Annotated in this window: 20 protein-coding genes; 13 read left to right on the plus strand and 7 right to left on the minus strand. The window is 49.6% G+C overall.

Features of this window, described 5'->3' with window-relative positions; genetic code table 11:
- Positions 1-151 precede the first annotated feature (151 nt).
- On the plus strand, positions 152-904 hold the full coding sequence (locus tag D5398_RS05605) for a helix-turn-helix transcriptional regulator (protein WP_244216715.1): 753 nt from the start codon (positions 152-154) through the stop codon (positions 902-904).
- Positions 905-1,023: 119 nt separating this feature from the next.
- The gene (locus D5398_RS05610) at positions 1,024-1,200 is read left to right on the plus strand and encodes a GhoT/OrtT family toxin (RefSeq protein WP_112291764.1); all 177 of its coding nucleotides are present in this window, start codon (positions 1,024-1,026) and stop codon (positions 1,198-1,200) included.
- A 100-nt stretch (positions 1,201-1,300) separates the two neighbouring features.
- Here D5398_RS05610 and D5398_RS05615 read toward each other — a convergent pair whose 3' ends face one another.
- A complete protein-coding gene (locus tag D5398_RS05615) occupies positions 1,301-1,459 on the minus strand; it encodes a YqaE/Pmp3 family membrane protein (RefSeq protein WP_015690040.1) in 159 nt (52 codons plus the stop codon).
- Positions 1,460-1,530: 71 nt separating this feature from the next.
- The gene (locus tag D5398_RS05620; RefSeq protein ID WP_120506731.1) at positions 1,531-1,785 is read right to left on the minus strand and encodes a hypothetical protein; all 255 of its coding nucleotides are present in this window, start codon (positions 1,783-1,785) and stop codon (positions 1,531-1,533) included.
- Between the two features lie 127 nt (positions 1,786-1,912).
- Between D5398_RS05620 and D5398_RS05625 the strand changes: the two genes are divergently transcribed.
- Both D5398_RS05625 and D5398_RS05630 read left to right on the plus strand, forming a co-directional pair.
- Positions 1,913-2,350 carry a DUF4186 domain-containing protein gene (locus tag D5398_RS05625; RefSeq protein WP_120506732.1) on the plus strand — a complete coding sequence of 146 codons (438 nt, stop codon included), beginning with the start codon at positions 1,913-1,915 and terminating at the stop codon, positions 2,348-2,350.
- A 239-nt stretch (positions 2,351-2,589) separates the two neighbouring features.
- Complete coding sequence (locus D5398_RS05630; RefSeq protein WP_120506733.1) at positions 2,590-2,865, plus strand: hypothetical protein; 276 nt, start codon at positions 2,590-2,592, stop codon at positions 2,863-2,865.
- A gap of 98 nt (positions 2,866-2,963) precedes the next feature.
- Here the strand turns inward: D5398_RS05630 and D5398_RS05635 are convergent, their stop codons facing one another.
- Positions 2,964-3,233, minus strand: a complete 270-nt coding sequence (locus tag D5398_RS05635) for a hypothetical protein (RefSeq protein WP_120506734.1) — start codon at positions 3,231-3,233, stop codon at positions 2,964-2,966.
- Between the two features lie 130 nt (positions 3,234-3,363).
- Here D5398_RS05635 and D5398_RS05640 point away from each other — a divergent pair, with 130 nt between their 5' ends.
- A complete protein-coding gene (locus tag D5398_RS05640; RefSeq protein WP_120131017.1) occupies positions 3,364-3,564 on the plus strand; it encodes a DUF7736 domain-containing protein in 201 nt (66 codons plus the stop codon).
- Between the two features lie 72 nt (positions 3,565-3,636).
- Here D5398_RS05640 and D5398_RS25425 read toward each other — a convergent pair whose 3' ends face one another.
- Entirely contained in the window at positions 3,637-3,810 is a 174-nt protein-coding gene (locus D5398_RS25425; protein ID WP_162940724.1) for a hypothetical protein, read from the minus strand.
- Positions 3,811-4,139: 329 nt separating this feature from the next.
- On the opposite strand from D5398_RS25425, the gene D5398_RS05645 reads away from it, so the two are divergent.
- On the plus strand, positions 4,140-4,604 hold the full coding sequence (locus D5398_RS05645) for a GNAT family N-acetyltransferase (protein ID WP_120506735.1): 465 nt from the start codon (positions 4,140-4,142) through the stop codon (positions 4,602-4,604).
- 72 nt (positions 4,605-4,676) lie between these two features.
- Here D5398_RS05645 and D5398_RS05650 read toward each other — a convergent pair whose 3' ends face one another.
- Together D5398_RS05650 and D5398_RS05655 are read right to left on the minus strand one after the other, a co-directional pair.
- The gene (locus D5398_RS05650; RefSeq protein WP_120131015.1) at positions 4,677-4,916 is read right to left on the minus strand and encodes a hypothetical protein; all 240 of its coding nucleotides are present in this window, start codon (positions 4,914-4,916) and stop codon (positions 4,677-4,679) included.
- Positions 4,917-5,060: 144 nt separating this feature from the next.
- A complete protein-coding gene (locus D5398_RS05655) occupies positions 5,061-5,966 on the minus strand; it encodes a bestrophin family protein (RefSeq protein WP_120506999.1) in 906 nt (301 codons plus the stop codon).
- Positions 5,967-6,636: 670 nt separating this feature from the next.
- Here D5398_RS05655 and D5398_RS05665 point away from each other — a divergent pair.
- Positions 6,637-8,847, plus strand: a complete 2,211-nt coding sequence (locus D5398_RS05665) for a phosphoglycerol transferase I (protein ID WP_120506737.1) — start codon at positions 6,637-6,639, stop codon at positions 8,845-8,847.
- A 202-nt stretch (positions 8,848-9,049) separates the two neighbouring features.
- Here D5398_RS05665 and fliE read toward each other — a convergent pair whose 3' ends face one another.
- Entirely contained in the window at positions 9,050-9,364 is a 315-nt protein-coding gene (gene fliE, locus D5398_RS05670; protein WP_120163032.1) for a flagellar hook-basal body complex protein FliE, read from the minus strand.
- Between the two features lie 283 nt (positions 9,365-9,647).
- Here fliE and fliF point away from each other — a divergent pair, with 283 nt between their 5' ends.
- Genes fliF through D5398_RS05700 form a run of 6 tightly spaced genes read left to right on the plus strand, consistent with a single transcriptional unit; the run spans position 9,648 to position 16,325 of the window.
- Positions 9,648-11,357: a flagellar basal-body MS-ring/collar protein FliF gene (gene fliF, locus D5398_RS05675; protein WP_120506738.1), complete on the plus strand. Its 1,710-nt coding sequence runs from the start codon at positions 9,648-9,650 to the stop codon at positions 11,355-11,357.
- Positions 11,354-12,346, plus strand: a complete 993-nt coding sequence (gene fliG, locus D5398_RS05680) for a flagellar motor switch protein FliG (protein WP_112291784.1) — start codon at positions 11,354-11,356, stop codon at positions 12,344-12,346. Before fliF ends, fliG begins: the two co-directional genes overlap by 4 nt.
- Positions 12,347-12,353: 7 nt before the next feature.
- On the plus strand, positions 12,354-13,109 hold the full coding sequence (fliH, locus tag D5398_RS05685) for a flagellar assembly protein FliH (RefSeq protein ID WP_162940728.1): 756 nt from the start codon (positions 12,354-12,356) through the stop codon (positions 13,107-13,109).
- Positions 13,109-14,473: a flagellar protein export ATPase FliI gene (fliI, locus tag D5398_RS05690; RefSeq protein WP_120506740.1), complete on the plus strand. Its 1,365-nt coding sequence runs from the start codon at positions 13,109-13,111 to the stop codon at positions 14,471-14,473. Before fliH ends, fliI begins: the two co-directional genes overlap by 1 nt.
- A 26-nt stretch (positions 14,474-14,499) precedes the next feature.
- Positions 14,500-14,946 (plus strand): flagellar export protein FliJ, encoded by a 447-nt coding sequence (fliJ, locus tag D5398_RS05695; protein ID WP_120506741.1) that lies wholly within the window; start codon positions 14,500-14,502, stop codon positions 14,944-14,946.
- Positions 14,943-16,325 (plus strand): flagellar hook-length control protein FliK, encoded by a 1,383-nt coding sequence (locus tag D5398_RS05700; RefSeq protein WP_120506742.1) that lies wholly within the window; start codon positions 14,943-14,945, stop codon positions 16,323-16,325. The genes fliJ and D5398_RS05700 overlap by 4 nt, the downstream gene beginning before the upstream one ends.
- The last annotated feature ends 63 nt before the right edge of the window (positions 16,326-16,388 follow it).

Raw genomic sequence — 16,388 nt, forward strand, 5'->3', positions numbered from 1 at the left:
TCAGGCAGCAAGCATTACATTGCTGTCGTCTTTTTCGGGCATCATCAACATGGTTCGTAAAATAAAAGTAACACCAGGAATAGGAACTATTTCACTGCTTATTCAGCACAGTGAACTTTTTATTCATGATGTTTATATTAATAAGCCACAGTTGATCCTAGTTCAGAATGGCAGTCTTTCAATAAACTCTCTGCAACAACAGGTTACGCTACAGTCCGGCGAAATGCTGGTTCTTAACAGCGGGCAAACGCTGAGTCTGACACATCATCTTTCCGATAACGGCCCGTTCAGCTGCGCCATTATGGCGTGGGATCATCAGCTACTGACCGATGCGGGACTGCACGCCACCGGTTTTAGTCCGCCGCTTATCACGGTCGAAAACTTACAGGTTATTCCGCATATCCCCGGCGCCTTCAAACAAAGCTTCACCGATACCCACAGCGCCATTCTCTGGCACCACGGCCTGCCTGCAGCCATTACCCGCCACCGCATGATCGAACAATTATTGTGGTTATCACAACTCGGCGTGCGCTATTCCCTGCGACACCCTGAAACTGTTACGGAACAGGTTCGCGAACTGCTAATCAATAATCTGCATAAATCATTTACGGCGGCAGAAGTGGCCGAAAATCTGATGATGAATGAGGTGATGCTGCGAAGGCGTCTGGCGGCGGAAAATTGTGTACTGAGAAATCTGATGATCGACGTGCGCATGACCCATGCCTTGCGGTTGTTGCAGTGCACCGATCTGGCGATTTCACATATTGCCCATCAGGTCGGCTATGAAAGCGGCTCCCGTTTTGCAGAACGTTTTCGCAAACGTTTTGGCTTCGCCCCTACCGCCATTCGCGGGCATTTGCGCCCTCTTTCGGCGCAGACGCCAGGCACAGTAGAAGAGTTATAACAATTCGCACTAAAGCACCACACAACAAAACTTTGAGTAACATCACACAATAATTGATTACCAGATGTTAACGGAATATCATACCCGCCGTTATTTTTAATCATTTTCAGGGGTTGGTTGTGCACGTTTGGTGGGAAGTAATTAAGACGATTTACTGGGGCGGTCTGGGCATTGCGGTGTTGTTTACCCTTCTGGTGAGCCGCGACACGATTAAAATAAGATTGTTAACCTCCGGCATTATCGGGTTCACCTGGCCCATGAGCCTGCCCGTGGTGATGTTGTTCTCTCTCTTTTGAGCCATCTGCGTAAGACTGATGCCAAAAGAAAACCCGGCCTGACCTGAAGGGGTCAAAACCGGGTTCTGATTAAAACGCTTTTATTCAGGAGCCTGACTCGTTATTTACGCGTCTGAACCCAGAAGCCGTGGATCAAGCCCGGCAGATAACCACACAGTGTCAGAATAATGTTCAGCAGAAACGCACCGCCAAAACCATTACCTATCAGCACGCCCAGCGGCGGCACCAGAATGGTGATTAACACTCTCCAAAATCCCATACTTATCTCCCTTTGGTTATCATTGACTTAATGATAGACCATCGCCCTGTAGACCGAACATCAGATGAAACCTAATTGATCAGCTCGAGCATAATTTCGACGTCACGACGGGCCTTTTCCAGCAAATGAACATCCCCGTCACGGTACTCAGCATCTGTGACCTGATGAATCTGGCGCATCTGCCATCTCACCTGAATTTTTTGTTCTTCGGTCATACTGCGGCACATCACGATGATAAAATTTCGCAGCATCATCTGTTGCATGGCAGTTTCTTCGGCGTGTTTGTTGACCGTCATGACCAAATCTATAACATGTTTTTCTGCCATCGCAGGATCCTGCCGGGGTAAGTGAATCAGTCTGGCCAGACTAGCATGAGGACATTCTCGCTAAAGGCTGAGCTGATAAGGTTTAACCCGCTATTTCTGCGTGTAGATTTTGAACGGACAAATGACGATGTTATCTATTGATCACGTTTTTCAGCGCCTGTCGGCCTCTCCTTTCCGCCAGCGCTTCCATCTTGGCTCAAAAGAATATTTGTATTGCCAGAATAAAGGGCCAGAAGATGTCAGCCAACATGCTGCTGATTTCGTTGCCAGCCGGCTTGCGCCTGCCGAACCGCAAAATGATGGAAAACAGACACCTATGCGCGGCCATCCAGTCTTTATCGCGCAACACGCGACGGGAACCTGCTGCCGCGGATGTCTGGAAAAGTGGCATAACATCCCCGCGCATACCAAAATGTCAAAAATCCAGCAAGATTATACGGTTACGATAATCATGCACTGGCTGAATATCGAAATGCAGCGTCCGACACCGGCTGCTAAGCAGCGAAAACCTAAGCAAAAAAAGCCTGCAAGCGGCGATGAATCACAACAACTTAATTTGTTGTAAGAGGAATGTCACACTCACAGAAAAATAAAAAGTGACTTTTATCACAAATTCTTTGCTTTTACGCGCCAGTACCCCGTTCTGCTCTATAATTTTAAAGAATTTAAAAAAGTGTCACGGGTAGCCTAAAGCGCACCCTTTTGCAGTGCTTCTTATGCGGTCTTTGAGATGGTCTTTTCCAGGTGAAACGAGTTTGTAACTTGTTGTCAGGATAATTGCCCACATTGGGAAAAGGAGCATGCATGTCTGAATATCATTACTTGTTAGTTGGAGGAAGTCGCAACGGACAACGGCATGTCGATAAATGCCATCAGTTTTCGTTGTGCTTCTGGGAAGATGCATCAAAGCACGCAGAGCGCGAATTTTACGGTAAACAAAATGAGCGCTACAAAGTGAATCCGGAAAAAGGGGCAGACGGGAACTGGTATCTCGTTGGCTATTGCGGAGATTGTTCGAAAATCAAGGCAGATGAACTGAGTAACCAGGCGCTGACCAAGCACGTTAAGCCCCTGATGTAACAAGCCGTACTTTATGATGAAGTCATTAAACCCCGCCCGGTTCGCGGGGTTTTTGCTTTTATGTCCGGCCACATTTTTGCGCGCAAAGGATTACCGGCTCAGGCCGCCATCCCCTGAATGTTTCTGGCGAAGAAAGCGACGTGCCCCCCTAGCGTAAAGTGGGCTTCATGATGCCCCAGCCGACCCAATGGCGCGATATGCAGAATTTCGCCTTCAAACTCGCCGTCCTGAATGCTGGTGATCATCACATCAAGCTGATAACTGGCCGGATGAACGCCCACCGGAAATGTGAGTAACTTTACCCGGTCGCCAACCTGAAACCGTGTCAGTAAGGGCAACGGCGCCTGTTCAAACAGATCCTGATCCATATGTGACTCCTTGTTTTCCAGTGAGATTAATTAAAGGATAGAATATGTCACCGCGTCCTGCCGGATACCGGCGTGAAGCACTTCTCTCTTTCAGCATTTATCGTGCTCAAAAACATCATAAGGATTGGCCGTGAAAAAATTAACGCCACAGCAATGCATCATCCTGACCGGTTTTACCGGCATTCTGCATGGCGAATTTGAGTGGTTTCACGAGGATTTAGAAAAGCGTCTGGGCCGCGAAGTTCAGACCTCTGAACTGGGTTTTCCAGAATTTATGCAAGAGTGCCGTGGCCTCTATGAAGAAGATTTTAACAACCTGATGCCTGATTAATTTGATTAAGAAGAAAGGCCGGACAATTTTACCTGTCCGGCCTTGGTGATTTTCAGCTTAATGCGTTGAAGTCTACGGTTTTATAATTCCGCGAATGAAGTTTTCATTCACCCGAATCACGTTCCCCGTTTCCACATTAATGACCTGATATTGCACCGGCGTAACCTCATCCAGCACTGCGATAACTTCAAACAAACCTGGTGTAAAAGTAAGCGTGACAAAAACGCCAACAGGATAGACAGCCATAATTTTATCCTTACTATCAATTTCTTATATTTTACTTCTTCGCACCCTGAGTGATCATGCGGCTTCTATTAATCACATAGAGTTATTTCATTGTATACATTAATCACATCGGATAAATGTTACTGAAATGAATTAGGTATAACGTATAAAGACAAGATGCTGCTTGAAAATCAGACAACTCTGACAGACGATTCAGAAACAACACGAAAACTTACAAACTTCCGGAGTTTGCAGGGTTTTCAGGCCACAGTTCCCCGCTTTACTCCCTTGTTTTTGGAGTAATTTCGGTTAAGAATACTTGTCCAATTTGTTGCAATGAGAGCCACGCTGTGAGTGCCCAGATTTTCGAAACCGATGCCACCCACCCGCATTTGACCCGGCTTATTGCAGAGCTGGACGCGTATCAATACCCGCTTTATCCGCCGGAATCCTTTCAGGGGATTAACATTACTGAGCTCGATGACGGTGAGATTACCTGCTTCATGGCGAGGGTGGATGACGACTGGGCCGGTTGCGCCTGTTTGTACATTACCCGCCAGGGGCTGGCTGAGATGAAGCGGGTGTACGTTAATCCTTTGTTTCGCGGGCAAGGTATCGCATCACTTCTGATCGCCGCAATGGAAAAGAAATTGAAAGCGCTGGGACATCGGGAGCTGTTTTTGGAAACAGGAGTGTTTCAGGAAAAGGCTATTACCCTGTATGAGAAACTTGGGTATTCGCGCACTCAGGCGTTCGGGGATTATCAGCAGGCACCGGATCCGCTCAGTGTTTATATGATGAAAGCGGTGGCATAAAACGTCACAGGCGGGAAACAAATATCTCCATAACGCTGCCTTCTGACAGTGTTATGGAGACGCGAAAAGCCATTACATCAGTACGTTGCTTTTCGTTGCAGTGAGATCATTGGAAGGAATAACCCACTTTTTGAAGGTGATAACAAAGTATTCCTTGCCCTTGGTGATTTTCGCACCCCGGTCACCGCATTCCAGCGCGAGTTTAAAAAACTCATCACTGTTTATATTAAAAGCCAGTTCGACTTTTTTCACTATACCGGAATTAAGCAGGTCTTCGGCTTCGTGCAATGATTTGGCCTGAATGACTGACATAAATACCTCGTGAGAACGGATTGGGTTTGTGTTTGCCCCAACAGGTTATTTCACTTTTGTTTCGTAATTATGACAGTCTCGTGAAACTTCAGAATTTTGCCTATTCATTGCACGAAAAATGTTCATTCCGTGCAATGAATCACATCAGCTGAGACGGAAATGTTTGTCCGGCATTGGCGTATCCGGCAACTGCGTCTGGTTATTCATCTCACGCAAGTTAATCTCGATATTGGTACACATCGCATCCATCGGCAGATGATTGTTGGCATAACCAAAAGGCATCTCCAGCTCTTCCGCCAGCGTGTCCAGAGACAGGAACGTATAGGAAATAAAGCCTGACACCAGCAACGTCATGTAATGCAGATCTACCACCAGCGCGAACGGCAGCAGGCTACAGAACAAATAAACCGTGCGGTGCAGCAGCAGGCCATAAGCAAACGGGATAGGCATACTGACGATCCGTTCGCACCCTCCAACCACCTGAGAGAGCTGTAACAGCGTGGTATCCATGTGCGCATACACCACGTCTGACAGTTCTCCGGTACGGCGGCGTTCGGCCAGCCATTGCGACAGACGCAGCTGCACCATGTTGGTTTGTGCGCGACGCGAAAGAATGTCTTCCGCATCATCACCCAGTAAACGCTCGAGATCCGGGCGCGGATCGCTGTGACGCAGCTGATGTTTTAGGCTGTAACAAAATGCGAGTAAAAGTGCAGTCACACGCTGCGCCTCACCCGGACATATGGCCATCACCTGACTTTGCAATGTGCGGCAGGCAATCAGCAGTCCGCCCCACAACTGCCGGGCTTCGATATAACGTGAATAAGCCACACTGTTTCGAAAGCCGAGGAATATAGCGATGGAAACCCCGAGCAGGCTGAAAGGCGCCAGCGTGAGCTTAACGCCCAACGTCTCGTACCAGGGCAGGCTGAGGATTGCAGCCAGTGACATCAGCAGATTAAGACTCAGACGGAACAAAATACTGGGCAGGACTGAACCATGCCAGGCGAACAAACGCAAGAACCAGTGACGGGGAGGACGGATTATCATTTTGTGCAGGTGCTTTATGCAGGTGAAGCGATTTTTTTGCGATTCTTGCAAATAAACCTGCACATGCAAAGGACAATTTTGTGACATCGGTAACATTTTTTTCTTGAAAGTGCTTACAACCTATTACATTGTAATAATAACGTAACTAAACAATTTGCAACAATTCTTCACAGCGCCTCAAGTTTTGCTCTGGTATTGTCGATAATACAGATAAGTGATTATTCCGAAACGAAGGACTTCCACGTTTGGCTGTAATATTTTAACGATAGACTATGATCAGCTGATGGGAACTCACAGTAAAATTCGACATACAAGAAAGGAAATGAGCTTTGATATATCTGATTATCATCATAGCTGTTGTCGTTTTCATGGTATGGTACGTCTTGAAAGCGGCAGTAAAAGATATCGATAACGATTATTGATAGTTCAGCTTTTAAACCTCGCTTTGCTATCCATGCAACGTGATTGACAGCATTCATTTCTGCTCTACGGTTTTCCATTGAGGCTTCCCATAACCCCTTCCGGACTTGTAAGTTTCCCACACACATTCTCTGTGCATCTGAAAAATTTTGTCATCCTTTAAATCTGCATTAACAATGTTTTACATCTATTTGAAAAACTAACTTGTGGCATACTGACATAATCCCTTAACAAATGTCGAACCCACAGAATGACTTATACAATATTAGCTTTACTGATTATATTTACGATTACATCACCAAAATTCATAGTAACAAAAACAATGGTGACTATAGTCACACTTCTGGCCTTTGCCTTTTGGTACATATCAAATATGTTCACAGGCAACGGTGTTAATGATGCTGTGTTTTACCACTTACAAAACAGTTCAGAAGGTGTTTCAGTAGATGACCTAATCCCAAAAATTAAAGTTGCTTCCTTTTTTATAGCAATAATTTTATTTCTTATTATCTATTGCACTCTGATTAAACTGAAAAAAATAAAATCATTACATCTACCAATATCATCCTTCCTGTACTTAATGGTGTTTATTTCCGTTATATTCTCATCATTTTCAATCAACATTTTCAATGCCACGAAAGAATCCTTTTTCAGTAAAGGCAATGCAGCCGCAGTTAAAAGTGAATATCTTATTCCAGATAAAAATCTGGATAAGAAATATAACTATGTTTTTATCTATGCTGAAAGCTTAGAGAGAACATTCCGTAATTTAGAGGGTGAGAACTACCTGCCGCACCTCAGTGCTCTGGCTGACAATTATGCAGACTTCACCAATATAATACAGCCTGCCAACCGGGGTTTTGGTTGGACAATGGCCGGCATGGTGAATACTCAGTGCGGTATACCATTAGTCATGGCTCAAGGGAATACTGGGGGTAACTTATCAGAGTTTCTTAATAATGCTAACTGTGTAGCAACATGGTTAACTAACCAGGGATATAACACAGAATTTCTTAGAGGCAGTGATAAGGAGTTTGCCGGCGGTGATAAATTCTTTTCGCAGCATGGCTGGAGCAGACAAGATGATCTGAATTATTTTGTCAAAAACGGTCTGGCATCACCTGATCAGATAAGTAGTTGGGGCGTTCACGATGACGTTCTTCTCAATCATGCCTGGATGGAGTTTAGTCGTCTGACAAAATCCCAGCAACCCTTCCTATTATCATTCCTGACTGTAAACACACACTCACCGGATGGTTTATTCCTTTCTGAATGCAAGGATAAAGTTGGGATTAAGACAGACTATGCGATGTTATCTGCAGTTCAGTGTTCCGACTATTTACTTAATGATTTTATAAAAAAAATCATAAACAGCCCATCTTTTGATAACACAATTATTGTTCTCGTATCCGATCATCTTATGATGGAAAATGATGCGAGCGCGTTACTCGATAAACATAAAGACCTGAGAAGAAATAATTTCATCATTATTAAAAAGGGACTTAATCCCGTCAAAAACAATACTGCCGGCACCTTAATGGACGTATGGCCAACAGTACTCGACATTTCTGGATCAGAAAATAAATATCTTGGATTTGGCAGAAGCCTTAATAACAACGAAGAAAACAAGTATATAGCTGATTATAAATCAGGGAAAAATGCAGACTACTTAGCTTTTGCATCAGAATTATGGGGTGTAACATCTCTTAAAGATAAGATATTTCAATCAGGTGATAAACTTCAGATAGGGTCGCAAAAATTTTCGCTCCCTATTTATTCGCCGGTAAGTGAGAGCAAACTCAATTTTTTATGGTTTGAAGCCTTCGCAAAAAATATCTTTAAAATCACCTCAGATAACCATTCCTTTTTCTATGCAAACATCTGCAAAAACATCGGAATAAATGAGAATGCCATATGTGGATACGTTGTTTCGCCTGACACAATCACAAAACTAAGAATCACCCCGCAGGGCGTAGTCTCAAGTAAACAGTCGAACTACCAGTCTGTATTTTTTAAACAGAATATTGAAGGGGTTTCGTCAGCGCCTTTCTTTATGGAAAGCGGCTTCTCCGCTTCCGGCACTAACAATAGTCTGCCAAGCGGAATCAATTTTCTCTCTCCGCAGAACTCATCTTTTAAAATCGAACTGAATTACCAAACTTGTACTGGCGCAGTAGTTGATGATAATGCGGTGCAAAATCTTGTTAGGAAAAATAAAATCTCAATAATTGCATCAAGTGACTCTATTATTTGTAGCGGTGAAAATGGCTATATAAGTCTTAATGGCATATTTAAAAGCGATGTATTTTCATCAGTACAGTTTAGACAGCAAATTATCGGAGTGGTTAAAGATGGCAAAAGCGAATTTATTAAAGGCTTACCAGGCATTCCTTTAGATGCTTTTATTGATACAGACAAAGGTAATCTGATAAGCGTATGTAAAGCGTTTAATGATTGCTGATACAGAGTCTTAACTTAACGGTAATGGCCAACAAAAAGTTGGCCATTACCAACATGAGTAAATTTTGGATCATGAAAAATCATTATTCAAAAAACTGATTTGAAATAAATACGGCCCCATGACGCATAATGGTCTGTTGTTCCATCCCTACCCTGCCATAAGAAGAATCAGAGCATTTACTTAAAATTACCAGTTATCACACCTACACCGACATATTCATCACGTCCTGATACGCCGCCACCAGTTTGTTTCTCACCTGAACACCCAGTTGCAGTGAAATCGATGATTTTTGCAGATCGACCATCACATCGTTCAGGCTGACGCCGGGAACGCCCATCTCCAGCTTTTCAGATTCCAGTTTCGCGTTGTTCTGCGTTTCGCTGATTTTGCCTAATGCCGCTTTTAATTCGCTGGCGAAACCGGCTTCTGATGCGGTATCGGTCTGCGGCGCAGCGCCTGCCTGGATCGCAGTGGCCTGCATCTGCTGTAAAACGCTCTCAATGCCTTGAATTGACATGTTTTCTCCGTCTGTAGGGGTGTCACGGTACAAATGGCCTATTTCATGGAATGACACCCTATCACATCAGTTTTTTCCTAAACGCGGTAATTGAACCTAAAAACCATGGCTTATCGGGCCATTAACTTTGCCTTGAGGGGCAAATAATGGCTCACCTAGAAAATAGGCCTGCCTTTATGGAGGACTGAAAAATGTCACGCTTCAACGATTGCGCCACCTGGGAGTCTGTTTTGTTAAGAGACAACATGAACACCACCATCCAACAGCTAAATAGGGATCTTGTATGAGTTCCGCAATAGCCGGCGCAGAAACCCCTCGAAGCGGTTTTACTGCGTTGCTTAATCGCCTGCGCGCCAACCCAAAAATTCCTATTGCCATCGCTGCTGCGGCCGCCGTGGCTATTGTTGTTGTCATGATGCTGTGGGCCAAGCAGCCTACTTATAAGGTGTTGTTTAGCAACCTCGGTGATCAGGATGGCGGCGCCATCGTCACTCAGCTGACTCAAATGAATATCCCTTATCAGTTCTCTGATAATGGCGGCGCGCTGCTTATTCCCGCCGATAAAGTGTATGAAACACGTCTGAAACTGGCTGCGGCCGGTTTGCCAAAAGGTGGCGCAGTCGGTTTTGAACTGATGGATCAGGAAAAATTTGGCATCAGCCAGTTCAGCGAGCAGATCAACTATCAGCGCGCGCTGGAAGGTGAACTCTCCCGCACTATCGAAACACTCGGACCGGTTTCCAGCGTACGTGTGCATTTAGCCATTCCTAAGCCTTCCCTGTTTGTCCGCGAACAAAAAAATCCTTCTGCTTCCGTAACCCTGAACCTGCAACCGGGTCGCGCGCTGGATGACGGTCAGATCAACGCCATCGTATATATGGTATCGAGCAGCGTTTCAGGATTGCCACCGGCTAACGTCACTGTCGTGGATCAGAGCGGTCATCTGCTCACGCAGTCCGATAACAATGGCCGTGACCTTAACGCTTCCCAGCTGAAATACGCCAACGAAGTGGAAGGTCGTCTGCAACGCCGTATCGAGTCCATCCTGCAACCGGTGGTCGGTAACGGTAACGTTCACGCACAAATTACCGCGCAAATTGATTACGCCAGCCGCGAACAGACGGATGAGAATTACCAGCCGAATGGTTCTGCGGATAAAGCGGCAGTGCGTTCACGTCAGTTAAGCACCAGTGATCAGATTGGCGCGTCTGCCGTCGGTGGCGTACCGGGTGCGCTGAGCAACCAGCCAGCACCGGCAGCCACTGCGCCGGTAACTAACCCGCCTGCGGCCAACAATGCTAACGGGGCACAGAATCAGGCCGGTAATAACGCGCAGAACACTGCCAGCAATACCAGTTCATCAGGCCCGTCTAACCGCCGTCGTGATGAAACCACTAACTATGAAGTGGATCGCACAATTACGCACACCCAGCACAGCGCCGGTGCCGTTCAGCGCCTGTCTGCTGCTGTAGTCGTCAACTATCAGGTCGGTGCGGACGGTAAAGCCAAGCCACTGACTGACGATCAGCTGAAGAAAATTGATGATCTGGTCCGTGAAGCGATGGGCTTCTCTCAGGAACGCGGCGATACGCTGAACGTGGTGAATACACCGTTCAACGAAGCGGCAGACGACACCGGCGAATTGCCGTTCTGGAAACAACAGTCGTTCTTCGATCAAATGCTCAACGCCGGTCGCTGGTTGCTGGTGCTGATTGTTGCCTGGCTGCTGTGGCGCAAGATGGTTCGTCCGATGCTGCGCAAACAGCAGGCAGAAAAAGATGCAGCCGCCGCTGCGGCGCTGGCCGCTTCCATGCCGCAGCCTGAGGGCAGCAAACCGGTCAAACTCAGCAACGACGAGCTGGAGAAACGTAAACGTTCACAGCAGCGCGTCAGCGTCGAAGTGCAGACTCAACGTGTTCAGGAGCTGGCCGATAAGGACCCTCGTATCGTCGCCCTGGTTATCCGCCAATGGATGAGTACCGAACAACCATGACTATGACCGGAACCGAAAAAAGCGCCATTTTGATGATCACGCTGGGCGAAGACCGCGCGGTGGAGGTGTTCAAACACCTCTCCCCTCGCGAAGTGCAGCAAATCAGTGGCGCGATGGCCAACATCCATCAGATTTCTAACAAGCAGCTGGCGGAAGTTCTTAACGAGTTTGAAGACGAATCCGAGCAGTACGCGGCGCTGAGTGTAAACACCAGCGAATACCTGCGTGCGGTTCTGACCAAAGCGCTCGGCGAGGAACGTGCATCGAGCCTGCTGGAAGACATTCTGGAATCTCGCGAAACCACCAGCGGCATGGAGACACTGAACTTCATGGAACCGCTGATGGCGGCCGATCTTATCCGCGACGAGCATCCGCAGATTATCGCCACCATCCTGGTTCACCTCAAACGGGGTCAGGCGGCAGATATTCTGGCGCTGTTCGACGAGCGTCTGCGCAACGACGTCATGCTGCGTATCGCCACTTTCGGCGGTGTCCAGCCAGCGGCGCTGGCGGAACTGACCGAAGTGCTGAACAACCTGCTCGACGGTCAGAATCTCAAACGGTCGAAGATGGGAGGTATTCGTACTGCGGCGGAAATTATCAACCTGATGAAAACACAGCAGGAAGAGGCCGTTATCGAAGCAGTTCGTGGTTACGACGGCGAACTGGCACAGAAAATTATCGACGAGATGTTCCTGTTCGAAAACCTGGTGGATGTGGACGATCGCAGTATCCAGCGCCTGTTGCAGGAAGTCGAAGGCGAATCGTTACTGGTGGCATTGAAAGGTGCGGAACAGCCGCTGCGCGACAAGTTCCTGCGCAACATGTCCCAGCGTGCGGCCGATATCCTGCGCGACGACCTGGCGAACCGTGGGCCGATGCGTATGTCTCTGGTCGAGAACGAACAGAAAGCCATCCTGCAAACGGTTCGCCGTCTGGCAGAGTCCGGCGAAATGATGGTTGGCGGCGGCGAGGATTCCTATGTCTGATAACCCGATGTCCGACAAACCTGCACCGGAAAAGAAAACCGCTGAAGAGCGAAATGCCGAACGTATTAATGCATTGCCATGGAAGCCATGGAGACCGGGTGACCTCGCAGTGCCGGTTTTCAGCAAACCCGACGAACCTTTGCTGGCTGACAGCGAAGAGGTTCCGGACGACGGTCAGCCAGGGGTTCAGGTCGATCAGAATGAATTGCTGAATCTGCAACGCCGCGCCGAACAACAGGGTTTCCAGCAGGGTCTGGAAGCCGGGCAAAAACAGGGCTACGCCGCCGGTTTCCAGCAGGGTCAGGAAGCCGGACAGCAGCAGGGTTTGCAGGAAGGCCAGCAACAGCAGGCCGTTCTGACCGAGCACTGGCAGCATATGGTGTCGGATTTCCAGCAAACGCTGGATGCCCTGGACAGCGTGATCGCCTCGCGCCTGATGCAAATGGCGCTGACCGCCGCGAAACAAATCATCGGCCAGGCACCGATTTGTGACGGTTCTGCCCTGCTCAATCAGATTCAGCAGCTGATCCAGCAGGAGCCGATGTTTAAAGGGAAACCACAGCTACGCGTCAACCCGGTGGATTTCGAGCGCGTCGAGCAACAGCTTGGTGCGAGCCTGAGCATGAACGGCTGGCGTTTGCTGGCCGACAGCCAGATCCACAGCGGTGGCTGTAAAGTCAGCGCGGAAGATGGCGACATGGATGCCTCACTGGCGACCCGCTGGCATGAACTCTGCCGCCTTGCGGCACCGGGAGATCTCTGATGACCGCCCGCCTGAGCCGCCTGCTGAAAACGCTCGATGACGCGGAAAAACGCATGGCCCGCACGCCGTCGGTTCGCCGCTATGGACGCCTGACGCGGGCAACCGGTCTGGTACTGGAAGCCACCGGCCTGCAGTTACCGCTGGGCGCGACCTGTCTGATTGAGCGCCACGACGGGCCAAAGGTGCAGGAAGTCGAAAGTGAAGTGGTCGGTTTTAACGGTCAGAGTCTGTTCCTGATGCCACTGGAAGAAGTGGAAGGGATTTTGCCGGGTGCGCGGGTTTATGCCCGTATCGCCGCGGATGGTCAGAGCGCTGGGAAACAACTGCCGCTGGGTACGCAGCTGCTTGGTCGTGTGCTCGACGGCAGTGCCAAACCGCTCGATGGTTTACCGCCGCCGGACACCGGTTATCGCGCCGCGCTGATTACGCCACCGTTCAACCCGCTGCAACGTACACCGATCACCGATGTGCTGGATGTCGGTGTTCGCGCCATTAACGCCCTGCTCACCGTCGGTCGCGGCCAGCGTATGGGACTGTTCGCCGGGTCCGGTGTCGGGAAATCCGTCCTGCTCGGCATGATGGCGCGTTACACCAAAGCCGACGTGATCGTGGTCGGGCTGATTGGTGAACGTGGCCGCGAAGTAAAAGATTTTATCGAAAATATTCTGGGTGACGAAGGTCGCGCCCGTTCGGTGGTTATCGCCGCACCGGCTGACGTATCGCCACTTCTGCGTATGCAGGGCGCGGCTTATGCCACGCGTATCGCCGAAGATTTCCGCGACCGCGGTCAGCATGTGTTGTTGATCATGGATTCCCTGACCCGTTATGCGATGGCGCAACGTGAAATCGCGCTGGCCATCGGTGAACCTCCGGCCACCAAAGGCTATCCGCCTTCCGTATTTGCCAAACTGCCTGCGCTGGTCGAACGCGCCGGTAACGGCATCAGCGGGGGGGGGTCGATCACGGCATTTTATACCGTTCTGACCGAAGGCGATGATCAGCAGGATCCGATTGCCGACTCCGCCCGCGCCATTCTCGATGGCCACGTGGTGTTATCACGCCGTCTGGCGGAATCCGGCCATTATCCGGCGATCGATATCGAAGCCTCAATCAGCCGTGCGATGACTTCGCTGATTGATGACGCCCAGTACGGGCGCGTACGTAATTTCAAACAACTGTTGTCCAGCTACCAGCGCAACCGTGATTTGGTCAGCGTCGGCGCTTACGCCGCAGGGAGCGATCCAATGCTCGATCGCGCTATCAGGCTGTATCCGCAAATGGAGAACTTCCTCCAGCAGGACATCATGGAACGCAGTACCTACGAAGACGCCTGTCTGGAACTGAATATGTTGTTCCCAGGCTAACTTTTTAACCGATAAAGGTAAATCAGATGGAAAACGCATCACCATTGATCACCCTTTGTTCTCTGGCGCAAAAAGCGCTGGATCAGGCCACCAGTCATCTGGGGCAAATCAGGCAGTCACATCATCAGGCTGAAGAACAGCTCACCATGCTGCTCAATTATCAGCGTGAGTACCGCGAAAAGCTCAATACCACGATGAGCGGCGGGATTGCGGCGAATACCTGGCAGAACTATCAGCAGTTTATCGGCACGCTGGAAGTGGCGATTGACCAGCACCGCAAACAATTACAGCAGTGGGATCAGCGGCTCAACGCCGCCGTAAACCAGTGGCAGGACAAGCAGCAACGGCTCAATGCCTACCAGACGTTGCAATCCCGCGCCAGTGAGCAGCAACGCTCTCTGGAAAACAAGCTCGATCAGAAGCAGAACGATGAGTTCGCCCAGCGCAGCGCACACAGGAAGCAACAATCATGAATCTGAATATTTTGCCTGCTGCCGTGACCACGGCAAAGACCACCGCGAGCGCGGCGTCCGGCAGTTCCTCATCGGTAACTGCTTCCGGCGCTGACACCTCAGTTATCAGTGATACGACAGCCACTTCTCCTGCCGGTTTCGCCAGCCAGCTGGAAGCCCGGCTCGGCTCGAAACTCGATCCGAAACTGACCAGCACGTTAGCCAAACTCGGCCAGCAGATTTCAGCTAAAGGCGAAACGGTTGATAAAGCCACGCTGACTCAGGCGCTGACCACCGGCGAAAACGACGGCAGCCTGATGCTTGATGAAAGCGATTTGAGCAAAATGATTGCTGCGATTCAGGTTTTGCCAAACGGCAGTCTGAAAGGCACTGATGCGTCGGCAATAAAAAACGCCGGACTGAGCGATAAAGATAAAGACAGCCAGAAAGACGATGCCAATACCCTGCCGTTGCAGGCGCTTTTCGCACAGCTAGCGGCGCAGCAGCAACCGGCACAACAGGTGCAAACCGCCAGCGCCGTGGCAACGCAAACCACCAGTGATGACGCCACCAGTGCTGACAAGAAAAGCTCGCTGCTTTCCGGCCTGACGGCATCTTCTTTACTGACCGGTGACGGCAAAACTGCCGTGACGGATACCGATCCGAAAGCCGCCACTGCCGCGAACACGACTGCCGCGTCATCGCAACATGTCGCCAGTAAAGCAGCAACCACAAATACGCCTGATTTCAGCAGTGCGCTGGCTTCGATGAGCGCCGCCACCGGTAATGCGGCGGCATTACAGCAGACAGACAACAGCGCGCCGGATAACAGCATGCAGGCGCTGAACCAGCTGAACACCGCGGCGGTTGCCGTTTCTTCTGCGCCGGTTTCCACCACACCGACGACTACCACCGCCGTTACCGCACCGTCTACCCCGCTGCTGAATGCGCAGCTCGGTACGCCGGAATGGCAGCAGCAGCTCGGTCAGCAGGTGATGATGTTTAACCGTCAGGGACAACAAACCGCCGAACTTCGTCTGCATCCTGAAGATTTAGGTTCAATCCAGATCAGCATGAAGATTGAGAACAATCAGGCACAGCTGCACTTTGTCTCCGGCCACAGCGGCGTGCGTTCAGCGATTGAAGCCGCATTACCTGATCTGAAAACCGCGCTGGCCGACAACGGCATCAGCCTCGGTCAGAGCAGCGTCGGCAGCGACAGTTCGCAGTGGCAACAGGCGCAGCAGCAGAGTGCGCAGTCCGGTTCTCAACAAGGCAATGCAGCCAGCTGGGCGGCATTTAACGGCGGCGGCACGACATCGGCCAGCGATGCCTTGCCGGTTCCGGCCTCTATTGCACAGCGGATCGGCGGCAACAATAGCGTAGATATCTTCGCATAATCGTTACCTGATGTTTCAGCCCTGCCTGCGTGGTCTTAATTCAAACGGCAGAGCTGACCTTAT

This window comes from Rahnella bruchi (assembly GCF_003614975.1).
GTDB lineage: Bacteria > Pseudomonadota > Gammaproteobacteria > Enterobacterales > Enterobacteriaceae > Rahnella > Rahnella bruchi.